General features: G+C 44.2%; 11 protein-coding genes and 5 tRNA genes. 12 read left to right on the forward strand and 4 right to left on the reverse strand.

The genetic code is table 11. The features are described 5' to 3' along the window. Nucleotides 1-11: 11 nt before the first annotated feature. Together AACQ79_RS01670 and AACQ79_RS01675 are read right to left on the reverse strand one after the other, a co-directional pair. Entirely contained in the window at nucleotides 12-1,118 is a 1,107-nt protein-coding gene (locus AACQ79_RS01670; RefSeq protein WP_170899631.1) for an efflux RND transporter periplasmic adaptor subunit, read from the reverse strand. Between the two features lie 18 nt (nucleotides 1,119-1,136). After that, nucleotides 1,137-1,748, reverse strand: a complete 612-nt coding sequence (locus AACQ79_RS01675; protein WP_013855653.1) for a TetR/AcrR family transcriptional regulator — start codon at nucleotides 1,746-1,748, stop codon at nucleotides 1,137-1,139. 139 nt (nucleotides 1,749-1,887) lie between these two features. On the opposite strand from AACQ79_RS01675, the gene rep reads away from it, so the two are divergent. Next, the gene (gene rep / locus AACQ79_RS01680) at nucleotides 1,888-3,906 is read left to right on the forward strand and encodes a DNA helicase Rep (RefSeq protein ID WP_170899632.1); all 2,019 of its coding nucleotides are present in this window, start codon (nucleotides 1,888-1,890) and stop codon (nucleotides 3,904-3,906) included. A 69-nt stretch (nucleotides 3,907-3,975) separates the two neighbouring features. On the opposite strand, the gene AACQ79_RS01685 is transcribed toward rep, so the two are convergent. Beyond that, nucleotides 3,976-4,383, reverse strand: coding sequence for a c-type cytochrome (locus tag AACQ79_RS01685; RefSeq protein WP_088718017.1), 408 nt, complete (start codon nucleotides 4,381-4,383; stop codon nucleotides 3,976-3,978). Nucleotides 4,384-4,681: 298 nt separating this feature from the next. On the opposite strand from AACQ79_RS01685, the gene AACQ79_RS01690 reads away from it, so the two are divergent. The 10 genes from AACQ79_RS01690 (at nucleotide 4,682) to AACQ79_RS01735 (ending at nucleotide 12,928) form a co-directional block, all read left to right on the forward strand. Next, a tRNA-Arg gene (locus AACQ79_RS01690) sits at nucleotides 4,682-4,758 on the forward strand. Nucleotides 4,759-4,801: 43 nt separating this feature from the next. Beyond that, nucleotides 4,802-4,877, forward strand: a tRNA-His gene (locus AACQ79_RS01695). A 148-nt stretch (nucleotides 4,878-5,025) separates the two neighbouring features. Further along, nucleotides 5,026-5,102: transfer RNA gene (locus tag AACQ79_RS01700), tRNA-Pro, on the forward strand. 75 nt (nucleotides 5,103-5,177) lie between these two features. Then, nucleotides 5,178-5,253 (forward strand) — tRNA-His (locus AACQ79_RS01705). 56 nt (nucleotides 5,254-5,309) lie between these two features. Beyond that, nucleotides 5,310-5,386, forward strand: a tRNA-Pro gene (locus AACQ79_RS01710). A 950-nt stretch (nucleotides 5,387-6,336) separates the two neighbouring features. Next, nucleotides 6,337-8,052, forward strand: coding sequence for a dipeptide ABC transporter ATP-binding protein (locus tag AACQ79_RS01715; protein WP_019281822.1), 1,716 nt, complete (start codon nucleotides 6,337-6,339; stop codon nucleotides 8,050-8,052). Nucleotides 8,053-8,160: 108 nt separating this feature from the next. Beyond that, the gene (locus AACQ79_RS01720) at nucleotides 8,161-9,717 is read left to right on the forward strand and encodes an ABC transporter substrate-binding protein (RefSeq protein WP_170899633.1); all 1,557 of its coding nucleotides are present in this window, start codon (nucleotides 8,161-8,163) and stop codon (nucleotides 9,715-9,717) included. 199 nt (nucleotides 9,718-9,916) lie between these two features. Continuing rightward, a complete protein-coding gene (locus AACQ79_RS01725; protein WP_013855660.1) occupies nucleotides 9,917-10,894 on the forward strand; it encodes an ABC transporter permease in 978 nt (325 codons plus the stop codon). 2 nt (nucleotides 10,895-10,896) lie between these two features. Continuing rightward, complete coding sequence (locus AACQ79_RS01730; protein ID WP_010319654.1) at nucleotides 10,897-11,835, forward strand: ABC transporter permease; 939 nt, start codon at nucleotides 10,897-10,899, stop codon at nucleotides 11,833-11,835. 166 nt (nucleotides 11,836-12,001) lie between these two features. Then, the gene (locus AACQ79_RS01735) at nucleotides 12,002-12,928 is read left to right on the forward strand and encodes an SPOR domain-containing protein (protein WP_170899634.1); all 927 of its coding nucleotides are present in this window, start codon (nucleotides 12,002-12,004) and stop codon (nucleotides 12,926-12,928) included. A 34-nt stretch (nucleotides 12,929-12,962) separates the two neighbouring features. On the opposite strand, the gene AACQ79_RS01740 is transcribed toward AACQ79_RS01735, so the two are convergent. After that, the gene (locus AACQ79_RS01740) at nucleotides 12,963-13,712 is read right to left on the reverse strand and encodes a chromosome partitioning protein ParA (protein WP_088729276.1); all 750 of its coding nucleotides are present in this window, start codon (nucleotides 13,710-13,712) and stop codon (nucleotides 12,963-12,965) included. Between the two features lie 97 nt (nucleotides 13,713-13,809). Here AACQ79_RS01740 and AACQ79_RS01745 point away from each other — a divergent pair, with 97 nt between their 5' ends. Beyond that, a complete protein-coding gene (locus AACQ79_RS01745; RefSeq protein ID WP_170899635.1) occupies nucleotides 13,810-14,706 on the forward strand; it encodes a response regulator in 897 nt (298 codons plus the stop codon). Nucleotides 14,707-14,955: the final 249 nt, after the last annotated feature.

Genomic DNA, 14,955 nt, shown 5'->3' on the forward strand with positions numbered 1-14,955 from the left:
GATTCCTCCAATTACAGCATCGGTGTTTCATCAGGTGGTGTAGTCGCATTACTTTCGACTACCCGAACTTTCGAATGGTTACTTAAGCGCACTTGACCTGAAGTGACCACGATGTCTCCATCTTGTACACCCTCTAAAATATGCGCCACAGCACCTTTGCGTTCACCTACTTTTACAACGCGCTGCTCTACTCGTTTAACGCCATCTTCTTCTTTCAACACGTAAACATTATCACCATACAGGGTGAAGGTAATGGCGGTTTGAGGAAGCGTGACTTGGTTTTCTAATTTCGGCAGGATGATGTTGGCACGAGCAAACATACCGCTGCGTAGTTTACCGTCACTATTTGGAATATCGGCTTGCACTTGGATTAAACCACTTTGAACGCTAACGGCAGGCTCAATCGCAGTGATGGATCCTGTAAACGCTGCATTAGGATAAGCATCGATAAAAATATCCACTTGCTGGCCTAATGAAATACGTGAAATATCCGTTTGTGGAACGGTAAAGCGCAGACGCATTACACTGGTATCTTCCAAGCGAACAATATCGGTGCCTGGCTGTAGGTATTGGCCTAAATACACATTACGGATACCCACCACACCAGCAAAGGGAGCTTTGATTTCACGACGATCAATAGAAGCTTTTAAACTTTCAATATCTGCAGACAAAGAGTAGTAGTTTGCTTCGGCTTCATCATAAGCTTCTTTTGAAATCGACCCTTTAGCAAATAGACCTTTATAGCGTTCGTATTTCGCTTTTGCAGCAGGTAGGCGAGCTTGTGAGCTTTTTAAATTCGCTTTCTCAACCGCAGAATCAAGCAAAACTAAAGGTTGGTCTTCCTCAACTTGTGTCCCTGATTCAAATGAAATCTTATCGATCACGCCGCTGGTTTCAGATGTCAGTGTCACGCCTTGATTAGGTTCAATAAAACCAATCGCTTCAATCACTGGGATCCAATCAACAGGAGTTACATCGGTCACTGTCACTGGAAATTCAGGTTCAGGACGGTTGGCCATAAACTCGGCAATTTTTTGTTGTTTAAACAGATTAAAACCTATCACGCTACCAAACAGTAGGAAGGCGATAAGTAACATAAAGAATGTCCACTTTTTCATTCTAGTCAGAACTCCAAGTTAGTGTTGAGTAATTGCATCCCAACTGGCGTCAATCACAGCACTGAGTGCGCTGTCATCCAGTTGATAACATTCCATCGCTTTTTTACGGGCAAGGGCGACCGTTGTTTCGAAGCTTAAAGCAGACAAAATCTGGTTATCCAACGGCTTGAATAATCCCTGCTCTTTACCTTGATCAAATAGTAAATCCACTTTGGCAAACATTTTTCGCTCAAGTTCCTTAACATTGCAACTGATTGTTGTTGGCAATGATTCATATTGAACTCGGTTGCTGAGTGTTGCACTGCTTGATTGTGCTAATTCCCAGATATTAAGCCACATCATTTTAAAGCGTTCTTTCAAAGGCATCTCATCATCAATATTGGCTTGCACCGCGTCAGCAATGTGCTGACAAACGTGTAAGCGAACTGTCACGAGAAGATGATCTTTGTCATCAAAGTAACGGTAAATTGTTCCCGTTGCGACACCGGCTTCTTTGGCTAATTTGTGCATCGATAAGCCTTGAAATCCAGATTCAGCGATCAGCTTTTCAGCGGCCACCAATATCTGCTGGTACTTATCCACGTGAATACAGTTAGACATGCTGACATCCCACAGTGAATGAACGTTCATTCATTATAGACCAAACTATAGCCCCTTATGCAATACACTAGTGTAGTAAAATGACAAAAATCTTATGGTGAATGACGTAGTAATCGGTAAAGCGCGGCATTATCATAGACGGCCCAAATAAAAGTGATACGAGTACCTCATGAAGCTGAATCCAAGACAAGACGAAGCCGTCAAATATGTATCGGGCCCATGTCTAGTATTGGCGGGGGCTGGCTCGGGTAAAACGCGCGTAATTACCAACAAGATCGCTTACTTGGTTCAACAGTGTGATTATAAAGCGCGCAACATTGCTGCCGTTACATTTACTAACAAAGCCGCTCGAGAAATGAAGGCGCGGGTAGCACAAACGCTTGGAAAAGCTGAATCAAAAGGGCTGCTCGTTTCCACATTTCATACTTTAGGCCTCAATATTATTCGTCGGGAATATAAATTTTTGGGCTTGAAAGCGGGGTTCTCTCTGTTTGACGACCAAGATCAGCTTGCGCTGCTCAAAGAGTTGACAGAGAAACAGCTCGAGGGCGATAAAGATCTGCTGCGCCAATTGCTCAGCACCATCTCCAACTGGAAGAACGACATGTTGACGCCAGAGCAAGCGAAAGGTTTTGCTCAAGGTGAGCAACAACAGCAGTTCGCTTACTGCTTCGATCTTTATCAAAAGCAAATGAAAGCGTATAACGCGCTCGATTTTGATGATCTTATTTTAATGCCGGTGCTGTTATTGCAAAACAACGCCGAAGTTCGTCAGCGTTGGCAAAACCGCATTCGCTACTTGCTGGTGGATGAATATCAAGATACCAATACCAGTCAATACGAGTTAGTGAAATTGTTGGTTGGAGAACGTGGCCGTTTAACCGTGGTGGGTGATGATGATCAATCCATCTATTCTTGGCGAGGGGCGAAACCGCAAAACCTCGTGTTGCTGGGGCAAGATTACCCAAATCTTAAACTGATTAAGCTTGAGCAGAACTACCGTTCAACCAGCCGTATTTTGAGAGCGGCCAATATTCTGATTGCCAACAACCCACACGTGTATGAGAAAACGCTTTTTTCTGAGATCCCTGAGGGTGAAAAACTCAAAGTTCTGCTAGCGAAAAATGAAGATCATGAAGCGGAGCGGGTCACTGGTGAACTGATTGCGCATAAATTTCTCAATCGCACCGAATATCGTGATTACGCGATATTGTACCGCGGTAATCATCAGTCACGCTTAATTGAAAAATCGCTGCTGCAAAACCGCGTGCCTTATAAGTTATCCGGTGGAACGTCATTTTTTGCCAGAGCCGAAATTAAAGACATCATGGCTTACCTCAAAGTGTTGGTGAACCCTGACGATGACAATGCTTTTTTACGCATTGTGAACACGCCAAAACGAGAAATTGGCCCAGTCACGTTGGAGAAATTGGGTAGTTACGCCAATATGCGTGGCAAAAGCTTGTTTTCGGCCAGTTTTGAACTTGGCTTAGAGCATCATTTGTCTGGAAGAGGGCTCGACAACTTGCGTCAGTTTACGCAATGGTTAGTGGCTATCTCAGATCAAGCTGAACGAGGCAATACCGTTGAAGCGGTGCGATCATTAGTCCGAGATATTCATTATGAAGATTGGCTGTATGAAACCTCTTCCAGCCCCAAAGCGGCCGAAATGCGTATGAAAAACGTCTCTGATCTCTATTCTTGGATTGTGGCCGACCTTGAAGGTGACAACTATGACCAACAAGAAAAATCACTCAAAGAAGTTGTACAGCGCTTAACCCTACGCGACATGATGGAGCGAAGTGAAGAAGAGGATGAGAGTGATGCCGTTCAGTTGATGACATTGCATGCATCGAAAGGCCTTGAATTTCCTTACGTTTATTTGATTGGCACTGAAGAGGGTATTCTTCCTCATCAAACCAGTATCGATGAGGACAACGTCGAAGAAGAACGTCGTTTGATGTATGTCGGGATAACTCGCGCGCAGCGAGAACTGACTTTCACTATGTGTAAAGAACGTCGTCAATACGGGGAACTGCTTAAACCCACACAAAGTCGCTTTTTGGATGAATTACCCTTTGACGATGTTGAGTGGGAACAGAGCAAAAAGCCAGTAAGTCAAGAAGAGCGAATGGCGAAAGGACAAAGTCATATTGCTAATTTGCGCGCTGCCATGTTTAAGAAATAGTGCTTAAAAAATAATAAAAACAAAGGTTTGGAATTAAAGCCAAACCTTTGTTTTATAGGAATTAATGTATTAAAGACCTGCAATCATATGCTCAATGGCGGCAACGATTTCGTCGTCAGAGCAATCCATACAGGTTCCTTTAGCTGGCATGGCATTAAAGCCTTGCAGTGCATGATTTTTCAATACATCTTTACCTTGGGCGATACGTGGAGCCCACTCTTCGGCATTGCCAATTTTAGGTGCGCCACTGATGCCTGTAGAGTGGCAAGCGATACAAAATGTACCATAAACTTGCGCGCCATCACGAGGGCCTGTCGGCTCTGCCGCAACGGGTTCACTACCCGCTAAGTAAACATCACCTACAGGTTTAATGCGATCAGCAATGGCATCGTATTCAGCTTGGCTGGTTGCCAATGCAACACTAGAAAAGGTTAAAGCAGCGAATAACACGCTTATGATTCGTCGAGACATATCCATTAAACTCACTTTATATTCCAAAGGTAAGTTCATGCTTACCTATTTATACTTAGATTTAGAGTGTGGCTGATTTAAAAGCCATTCAAGCTGTTAAATCAATGTAAATATTGGGTGATTATATCCCGATAAGTTGTTGCAATAAACAACAAGTTGCGATCTTCAAGGGGTGAGTCACATCCTTATTATAGAGGTAATAATGGTTATCTGATGAAAAAGGCGTCAAACGATAAAAAAAGTTGAAAAAGTACTAGACGCCCTAGTGTGAACTCCGTATTATTCCACTCCGCCGATAGGGCATGCGCCCGTAGCTCAGCTGGATAGAGCGTTGGCCTCCGGAGCCAAAGGTCGAAGGTTCGAATCCTTTCGGGCGCGCCATCCGGATGCTTATGTAAATAAGTAGCAAATTGGCAAAACAGTGGTGGCTATAGCTCAGTTGGTAGAGCCCCGGATTGTGATTCCGGTTGTCGCGAGTTCAAGTCTCGTTAGCCACCCCATTATTTGGTAACTTCGGTTTCCTTTCTTGGTGAAAGTCGAGAAAAAAGATTTACATCGATGAATAGACTAGTTTGATAGTGCATCATGATGTTAGGAATAGCGGAGCAGAGAGTTTTCTCTCGTTTATTCCAAAAAATGAATTTGTATCGGTGAATAGCGCAGCTTGGTAGCGCATCTGGTTTGGGACCAGAGGGTCGGGGGTTCGAATCCCTCTTCACCGACCACTTTTCTTTTCTTCTCATTGGTTAAAAATGAAAAGAAAAATAACGGCAAGCAAGCGGTTATTGCAAAGTTTGATGGTGGCTATAGCTCAGTTGGTAGAGCCCCGGATTGTGATTCCGGTTGTCGCGAGTTCAAGTCTCGTTAGCCACCCCATTATTCGGTAACTTCGGTTTCCGTTCTTGGTGAAAATCGAGAAGAAAGAGATATATCGGTGAATAGCGCAGCTTGGTAGCGCATCTGGTTTGGGACCAGAGGGTCGGGGGTTCGAATCCCTCTTCACCGACCACCTTAATAAGCCTCAGTCGAAAGACTGGGGCTTTTTAACATCTGATGTTTGGAGCCTTAATCAAGGTAATGATAGCCAAAGTAGGGTTCGCCTGATCTTCAAAATCGGGCTCTTCACCGGCCATCTTAATAAGCCTCAGTCGAAAGACTGGGGCTTTTTAATATCTGATGTTTGGAGCCTTAATCAAGGTAATGAGAGCCAAAGTAGGGTTCGTCTGATTTTCAAAACCGGGCTCTTCACCGACCACCTTAATAAGCCTCAGTCGAAAGACTGGGGCTTTTTAACATCTGGTGTTTGGAGCCTTAATCAAGGTAATGAGAGCCAAAGTGGGGTTCGTCTGATTTTCAAAACCGGGCTCTTCACCGGCCATCTTAATAAGCCTCAGTCGAAAGACCATTCTCTCTATTCAATGTTCGATTCCTTATTGGCTCCTATCTCATTAAGTCAGTGAATTATCATGTTTAAAGGCTAAACCCTAAATTTTCTGTTCAGATGAATTCACTGCTTTTCTGCTTTATCATTAGTTTTTAGTCTGGCATTTTGTTGGTTATTCTGGTTTTTGTTTCTAATGTGTTACGTGATATGCCGAAATATAATTTGAAATTTTATTCTGCATTCTTTTTTAGAATGCATGGTAAATTGGCGTTTTCTTAGGCTTAACGTCTATGTTTTGGGGTGTATTACTGCGTGCTAGAATATTGGTCATACCAATGATTAATGCATATTTGGTGCATAAAAATACGATGTTACTGCTTTGGTTTGATTTGATATCGACTTTTTATCCTATCGATGTTGCTTTTCTGTGAAATATTTGCCAAATTGATGGCCTTGTTAATTACCAGAATATTGTACTGGTATGAATGGATTCATTTTTACTGGCTTTGAACGCTTTGTTGTTCAAAGGTAGTTACAGACAGGGCACAACACTGCCCAAGTCGTAGAGGTCTGGGATGTCACTTTTAGAAGTAAAAAACCTGCGTATTGAATACCCATCGCGTCATGGTGTTCACGTTGCTGTGAAATCGCTTTCGTTTAATATCGAGCGGGGTGAAATTGTTGGGGTTGTGGGAGAATCAGGCGCCGGAAAATCGACCGTAGGTAATGCGGTTATCGATTTATTGAGCCCACCCGGTCTCATTGCCAGTGGCGATGTGTTCTTAGATGGTGAGAAGATTTCAGGCCTATCGCCTGAGCAGATGCGCCAAGTTCGCGGCTCTAAAATTGGCTTTATTTTTCAAGACCCAATGACGTCGCTTAATCCACTATTTACGGTTGAACATCAACTGACAGAAACCATCCACGCCAATATGAAAGTGACTGAGGAAGAAGCGTATCAGCGTGCACTTTCTTTGATGAAGCAAGTGGGTATTCCTCAGCCTGAAAACCGTTTGAAGCAGTACCCACACCAATTCTCTGGTGGCATGCGTCAACGTGTTGTGATTGCCATTGCGCTGGCGGGTGAACCTGATCTTATTATTGCCGATGAACCGACCACGGCATTAGACGTTTCTATTCAAGATCAAATCTTGAGCCTCATCCGCGAGCTATGCATTAAAAACAATGTTGGTTGTATGCTGGTCACCCATGATATGGGTGTGGTCTCGAACGTGACGGATCGCGTCGCGGTGATGTATCGCGGTGACTTGGTTGAATTTGGACCGACAGCTAAAGTGTTGGGCGCTCCGGATCACTCCTATACGCGCAGTTTGATTTCCGCCGTTCCTCGCTCAGATAAAAAACTCGATCGCTTTCCGCTGGTGAGCTATATCGAAGAGGCAAGTGAGTTAAAACCACTGGATGTTAAAAACCATTGGTTGGGTCAGAGCCAAGATAATCGCCAATACACAGGCCCACTGCTGACAGTAGAAAACGTGAATTTACGCTTTACGACTAAAGACTCATTGTTTGAAAGTCGCCGTGAATATGTCCAAGCTTCAAATGACGTCAGTTTTGAGGTGTTTGAAGGGGAAACTTTTGGTTTGGTTGGGGAATCAGGTTCCGGTAAATCAACCATCGCACGCGTGATTGCTGGTTTGTACGCACCAAATTCAGGCAAAGTCTGTTTTGAAGGGATTGATCTTACTGCGTTGAAATCGGAAAACGAGCGCCGTCCGATGCGCCGCCAGATGCAGATGGTGTTTCAAAACCCTTATACCTCAATGAATCCGAGAATGAAGATTTTCGATATCATTGCCGAGCCGATTCGTTTTCATAAATTAACCCGTAGCGAAGCGGAAACACGGCAAATTGTGCATGATCTTTTAGAGCACGTAGGGCTAGGTAAGATGGCGGGAGTGAAATATCCGCACGAGTTTTCCGGCGGTCAACGTCAACGTATTTCGATTGCTCGTGCACTCGCCACGCGTCCTCGCTTATTGATTTGTGATGAACCCACGTCCGCGCTCGACGTGTCTGTGCAAGCGCAGATCTTAAACCTATTGAAAGATCTGCAAGATGAGCTCAATTTGACCATGCTGTTCATCAGCCATGATTTACCTGTGATCCGCCAAATGTGCGATCGTGTCGGGGTCATGCAAATGGGGACCTTACTGGAGGTCGCCCCTACAGAGCAGTTGTTTAAGTCACCTCAACACCAATACAGCCAGCATTTGATTTCTTTAATGCCTGAGTTTACGGGCTTAAGAGAAGATGTAGTAACGGCGTAAGCCAAAAAAGTTACAGATAGAGATATCATGACCAAGCGTGCTTGGAATGAATAAACAGAAGCAATTACAACAACTAGGGATTTGGATTCCCGCATAAGGAGTTATGCAATGAAAACCATGAAAAGCAAACTAACAGTAGCTTTGATGGCGGCAGGCTTAAGCTTTGCAGCTAGCGCGGCCAATATTACCGTCGCTTATGATGCTGACCCAGTGTCACTTGACCCGCATGAGCAGCTATCTGGTGGTACGCTACAAATGTCTCACATGGTGTTTGATCCTCTCGTTCGTTACACCCAGACATTTGATTTTGAACCTCGCCTTGCTGAGAAATGGGAACGTGTCAATGATACAACGTTCCGTTTTACGCTGCGTAAAGGGGTGAAATTCCATTCAGGTAACGAAATGACGGCAGACGATGTGGTCTGGACGTTCGATCGTTTACAAGATTCTCCTGATTTCAAAGCTATTTTTGAACCGTATGAAAAGATGGTCAAAGTGGATGATTACACCGTCGAGATCGTATCCAAAGGCGCTTATCCGCTGGTTCTGCAAACCGCAACCTACATCTTCCCTATGGACAGCAAGTTCTATTCGGGCAAAGCGGCTGATGGTAAAGAGAAATCTGAAATTGTGAAGCACGGCAACTCGTTTGCTTCGACCAACGTTTCTGGTACTGGCCCATTTAGAGTGACTTTCCGCGAACAAGGCGTAAAAGTGGAATTTGAACGCTTTAAAGATTATTGGGATAGCGCATCAAAAGGCAACGTAGACAAACTGACCTTAGTACCGATTAAAGAAGATGCCACTCGTGTTGCGGCGCTCCTTTCGGGTGATGTGGATATGATTGCACCTGTTGCGCCAAACGATCATAAACGTGTGGAAGAAGCCAAAGGTATTGATCTTGTGACCTTACCGGGTACGCGCATCATCACCTTCCAAATGAACCAAAACAGCAATGAAGCACTGAAAGATGTTCGTGTGCGTCAAGCCATTGTTCACGCCATCAACAACCAAGGTATCGTTGACAAAATCATGAAAGGTTTTGCGACAGCAGCTGGCCAACAAGGCCCAGCGGGTTATTCTGGTTATGACGCGAACCTTGTGCCTCGTTTTGATTTGAAAAAAGCGAAAGAGCTGATGAAAGAGGCTGGTTATGAGAAAGGGCTGACGCTCACCATGATCGCGCCAAACAACCGTTATGTGAACGATGCGAAAGTTGCACAAGCTGCAGCGGCGATGTTGTCGAAAATTGGTATTAAGGTTGATCTTAAAACCATGCCAAAAGCGCAATATTGGCCTGAGTTTGATAAGTGCGCCGCGGATCTGCTAATGATTGGCTGGCACTCAGATACTGAAGACTCAGCAAACTTCACCGAGTTCTTAACCATGACACGTAACGAAGAGAGTGGTAAAGGCCAGTACAACTGTGGTCACTACTCAAATCCAGAAGTGGATAAGTTGGTTGAAGCGGCAAACGTAGAAACCGATCCTACGAAACGTGCACAGATGCTGCAAAAAGTCGAAGTGACTTTGTACAACGACGCAGCATTTGTTCCACTGCATTGGCAAAACCTAGCGTGGGGTGCGAAATCTACTTTAGATATCAAACCGATTGTTAACGCGATGGAATTCCCTTATTTCGGCGACCTAGTCGTTAGCGAGTAATTTCTTAAGTTGGCCGCTCATGTAATGTGGGCGGCGCTTAAGTCACTCAAGGCATCCGCTTGGATGCCTTATTAAGATCTCTGCACTTTGCTTTATTTCAGTCGGGTCGAGTGTCATTTTTTAGGCTGAATTTTTTCGTTCCTATTAAAGTTAATTCAATTTTAAAAAGAACCATCATGGATAGTTTAAGGGGCAAGGAATGTTTTCGTTTCTGGTCAAGCGCCTGTTTCAGGCACTGATAGTGATGTTTGTGATCAGTCTGGTGGCGTTTGCCATTCAGGATAACTTAGGCGACCCATTGCGTGAGCTTGTTGGGCAGTCTGTTTCAGAAAGCGAGCGCCAAGCGCTGCGCGATGAACTTGGACTGAATGATCCTTTCATTGCCAAATATACTCGTTTTATTACGGCCGCGGTGCAGGGTGATTTAGGCACGTCCTACTTTTTCAAACGTCCTGCGGTAGACGTTATTCTCGATAAATTAATCGCAACGTTAGAGCTTGTGCTCGGTGCGACCGTAATCATCATTGTCTGTTCCATTCCATTAGGGGTTTACACCGCTATTCATCCCAAAAGCTTCTTTACCAAAGTGGTGATGGCGGGCAGCAGTATTGGTATTTCTATCCCAGTGTTCTTAACTGCGATTATGTTGATGTACGTTTTCTCGATCACGTTAGGTTGGTTACCATCGTATGGACGAGGGGAAACCGCCAATTGGTTGGGTTGGGAATCTGGCTTTTTCACGGCTGATGGATTAGCACACTTGGTGCTGCCTTGTGTTTCACTGGCATCGATCATGCTGCCGCTGTTTATTCGTTTAGTGCGTTCTGAAATGTTGGAAGTGCTGAGCTCGGAATACATCAAATTTGCTAAAGCTAAAGGCTTGGCATTGAACAAAATTTACTACCAACATGCACTTAAAAATACCATGTTACCGGTGCTAACCGTCGGCGGTGTACAAATTGGGACTATGGTGGCCTACACCATCTTGACCGAAACCGTTTTTCAGTGGCCGGGTACGGGCTTTCTTTTCCTTGAAGCGATCAACCGAGTTGATACTCCGCTGATCACTGCTTACGTCATCTTTGTTGGCCTGATTTTCGTTGTGACCAACACCATTGTCGATCTGTTATACGGTCTGATTAACCCGACTGTGAACCTTACTGGAAAAGGAGCTTAATCATGAGCCAATTTGCTGCTGCTCCATCTCGTTGGGAGCGTTTTAAACAGTCTGATTTTTTGTACTATTTCTTGCGTGATAAAGTGGCGATGACCAGCTTCGTCATCTTTTTGGTATTCTTAACTTTGTCTGTCGCTGCGCCACTCATTGCCCCCAGTAACCCGTACGACCTATCATCGATTGATCTGATGGATGCAGAATTACCTCCCTCTTGGATGGACGGAGCCGATGAGCGCTTTGTTCTCGGCACAGATGAGCAAGGGCGCGATATTTTGTCGACCATACTGTATGGTTCGCGTCTATCACTGACGATTGGCTTTTTGGCGGTCGGTTTACAGTTGCTACTTGGTATCGTGATTGGCCTTTCTGCTGGCTACTTTGGTGGACGTATTGATAGCTTTTTGATGCGTTTTGCTGATGTACAGCTATCGTTTTCAACCATGATGGTGGCGATCATTGTTTCGGCAATTTTCAAAGCCAGTTTTGGGAGTGAATTTTATAGTCAGTATGCGGTTGTGATGCTGGTGGTTATTATTGGCGTGGCTGAGTGGCCACAATACGCGCGGACAATTCGTGCGTCCGTGCTCGCCGAGAAGAAAAAAGAGTATGTGGAAGCGGCTCGTGTGATGGGTTTTAAATCGCCACGCATCATGTTTCGCCATATTTTACCTAACTGTTTATCGCCTATTTTGGTTATCTCAACTGTACAAATTGCCAATGCGATCATGTCTGAAGCGGCACTCTCTTTCCTAGGTTTAGGTTTGCCAGTCGATCAGCCATCATTGGGTGCTTTGATTAGCATGGGCTTTAACTACATCTTCTCTGGCGCTTGGTGGATTACGGCTTTCCCAGGTTTTGTACTAGTCACATTAGTGTTGGTGATCAATCTGTTGGGTGACTGGCTACGCGATGTTTTTAACCCAAAAATTTACAAAGGGTGATGTGGCAATTGATTTTTGCTAAAGAAAATCCCTAAACTAAAAGCCGCCGTCAAATGCGGCTCTTTTTTTGCTAGTATTTTTGTTATACCCAACCCAAATCCATTGAACTAGGGAACATTGAATCGGTAATGTTGTCACTACTATTAAGCAAGTATATGGACTCAATATGATGACCCTGATGCGGAAAACGACCCTGTGTTTGACATCAAGCCTAACGGTGTTGGCGTCGCTGGCTTTATTTCAACCCGCTTGGGCGGAAGATTTTCTTTGTGATGCGACTCAAGCTTCTGTCGATCAGTTGCCCATTCTTGATAAAGCATGCCCAATAGGGCAAGGTTTATGGGGAAAGAAAAAGCCTAAAGGGCAATCATCCACTTTTTGGATTCAGTGTGGTGTGTTAAATAAGCCATTATCTTTGCTGAAAGCCAAAGCATTTTATGCCCATATTTCTACCGATGTATGGCTAAAACCAGAAGCGAAAACGTATCGTTGCTTAATCGGTCCTTATACTGATTATGAGCAAGTAAAAAAAGAACTGCCTCTTATCCAGCAAATCCCCGGTTACAAAGAAGCTTTCATTCGTGAGGTTGTCAAAGGGCGCCCACAGTCTAGCTCGCCGATAAAAAAGACAACTTCCGCTCAAGCAACGTCTGCCGCAAAACAAATCACCAAAAAGTCTTTACCGAAACCACAAGTGGAAATGGCGAGTTCGCCATTATCAACGAAACCATCAACCAAAGCGCCAGCTCTTAATGTTCCGCCAGCGGTTGAAATTCGTTTGAGCACCACCGCAAACGGTTTGCAGTTTGTGGTGCCTCATTTACGTTCGAGTGATGAACAGTTCTATATGGAACATGGCTTAGCATGGAGCCGTCTAAACTATGAGGTGGCAGAAAAAACCTGCCAAAAAATGGCGATGCGCTTGGTAACGGAAGAAGAGTGGCAACGCCTTTTGGATTCAAAACAGATGGACAGTAACCAATGGCCAATGCACTTACCTTATTGGGGATGGTCGCAAAAAGGGCTTTTTACCAACGGTAAAGTCAGCCAACTGAAAGGTTCCTCATTACTCAATGTGATTTGCGTTAAATAAGTGTCTCAGTTTGCCGTCAGAAATGGCGGCAGCGCTACTCTTTCTTTCCCTCTTCGAGTAATTGTAGATAGCGTTGTTCGATAAAATCTTTCTCTTTACTGATGTGATACAACTGTTTTTTCATCGCTTCGACATCGACAGAAGTGCCACCTTGTTTGGCTTGCTCTTTGTATTTCTCAATGGTCTCTAGTAGTTCTTTTTTCTCGGCTTGATAATTTTTTGCCATTTCGTAGAAATCACCTGCTTTACTGATCTTGATGTATTCCGCTTCTAACTGTTCAAACTCTTTTTCGATGGTGGCTTTTTCTTCTTTCAAACTGTCAACGGTATCAGTTTGAGCAAAGAGTTTTTTACGAGTCACTCGTAGCCCTTTCACACTTTTATCGAGATCGCCTTTCAGTTTGCGGATCAACTTATGCGATTTACTCAATTTCTCATTGAGCTCATCAATTGAAGCCTGATCTTCGGCACTAATGCCCTGAGAAGAGGAATTTTTGATGAGAGAAACCTGTTGCTCGAGCGCTTTTTGAATGATGATTAAATCATTCAGAGTCGAGCTATGCTCTGCGGTGTAGTTCAACGCATTTTCAACCGATTGTTGGCATAGATGAAGCGTGTCTTCATCGCTATCACTTTTATTACGAGTAAAACCATGCGCAAATTTCCTAAATTCACGCAGGATCAGCAGCAGGATAAAAAACCAAGCCAACAAGATAATAAGCCCGAGATCGATCGCTAAGAGCGATAAAACCTTTTCGGTGAGGAACTCTTGTATTGGCATCACATAAACCCACTTTTGTTGCTGTATTTTCAGGTAAGTTTAGTTGTTGTAAAAAAATGTGCCTATACTTTGAACAAGTTAGGTCATAGAAAAATGTGCTGTGAAGATTCTCATTGTTGATGACAGTAAAGCGACACTTGAAATAGTCAGACGAGCCTTAGAGGCGTTTGGCTACCGACGTTTGTCCATTCAAAAGGCAGACAATGGTAAGGCCGCACTCAAGCTGATTGGCAGTTGGCAGCCGGATATTGTCTTAACAGATTGGCACATGCCCGGCATGACGGGGCTGGAGCTGACACAAGCGATAACCAAACGTAAGCTCGGGATAAAGGTGGCGATGCTCACCACTGTAGCCGATGAGCAACAAATCAAACAGGCGCTTAAAGCTGGAGCGTCGTTTGTGTTGTCTAAACCGTTTGTCGACGGTGAGCTACACCAAAAACTACTTCCCTTAGTGCAAGGAGCGGAAGAGAGCTGCATTGAATTAGATGAAATGGTTGAACTGCAAGGTGAATTAGCATTACCAAAGCTTTCGCAACTAGAAAAGCTGCTAAAAAGAACGGTGGGTGCTGATATCGTGCTGAATAATATTCGTCGCCAATCGTTTGATGAGAGTAAAATCCCTTGCTTGATGGCAGTCTATGAAGATGGCGAAACGCAAAAGCCGCGCGCGGTGGCACTGCTTGATATCTACGCCGTTTGTGTCTTTGCTAAAGGCAACCCCAGCATTACCAAAGAGCAACTACAACAAGCGGTACACAGCAAAATGGTCAGTAAAGATATTCTCGATACTTGCCAGAAAGTGTTAAGTGCCTCCGCATTAGCGTTTCTTGATAATCAAACCCGCAAAAGCTTGAAGTTAAAAAATATCAGTTTTATCCCTCAATCGTTTGAAAAGCTAGAAACCCTATTTGCCAAAGAAGCGGATAAACGGGTCGATTTTTCCTGCCAAATGGGGGTGTTAGCCCAAGGGAAAATTACTTTAGTCGGGTTCTAAAAAAGCCTTGAGCGAACTCAAGGCCTTGATGTTATCCTGCTAACTTAACGCTTGGCAGTATTGGCAGTATTGGTAGAAAGGTTAAGCCTGACCGATTTCCCGATCAACGCATAGTAATGATGTACCAACACAGGTGGTTTCTGAAATAAATCTGGAAAGGTTTAAATGATAAGGCGTGATAGCCTTTTCCAGAAAAACAGCTATCTTTCGCTATTTTTCCTAAAAATTGAGTTTAGATAGTATCAGTTT

The organism is Vibrio sp. 3-2(1), from assembly GCF_963887575.1.
Classification (GTDB): domain Bacteria; phylum Pseudomonadota; class Gammaproteobacteria; order Enterobacterales; family Vibrionaceae; genus Vibrio; species Vibrio anguillarum.

Coding starts and splice junctions, on each gene's coding strand:
- AACQ79_RS01715 (WP_019281822.1), top strand. CDS start 6,337: ATGTCACTTTTAGAAGTAAAAAACCTGCGTATTGAATACCCATCGCGT.
- AACQ79_RS01720 (WP_170899633.1), top strand. CDS start 8,161: ATGAAAACCATGAAAAGCAAACTAACAGTAGCTTTGATGGCGGCAGGC.
- AACQ79_RS01730 (WP_010319654.1), top strand. CDS start 10,897: ATGAGCCAATTTGCTGCTGCTCCATCTCGTTGGGAGCGTTTTAAACAG.
- AACQ79_RS01735 (WP_170899634.1), top strand. CDS start 12,002: ATGATGACCCTGATGCGGAAAACGACCCTGTGTTTGACATCAAGCCTA.
- rep (WP_170899632.1), top strand. CDS start 1,888: ATGAAGCTGAATCCAAGACAAGACGAAGCCGTCAAATATGTATCGGGC.
- AACQ79_RS01675 (WP_013855653.1), bottom strand. CDS start 1,748: ATGAACGTTCATTCACTGTGGGATGTCAGCATGTCTAACTGTATTCAC.
- AACQ79_RS01685 (WP_088718017.1), bottom strand. CDS start 4,383: ATGGATATGTCTCGACGAATCATAAGCGTGTTATTCGCTGCTTTAACC.
- AACQ79_RS01670 (WP_170899631.1), bottom strand. CDS start 1,118: ATGAAAAAGTGGACATTCTTTATGTTACTTATCGCCTTCCTACTGTTT.
- AACQ79_RS01725 (WP_013855660.1), top strand. CDS start 9,917: ATGTTTTCGTTTCTGGTCAAGCGCCTGTTTCAGGCACTGATAGTGATG.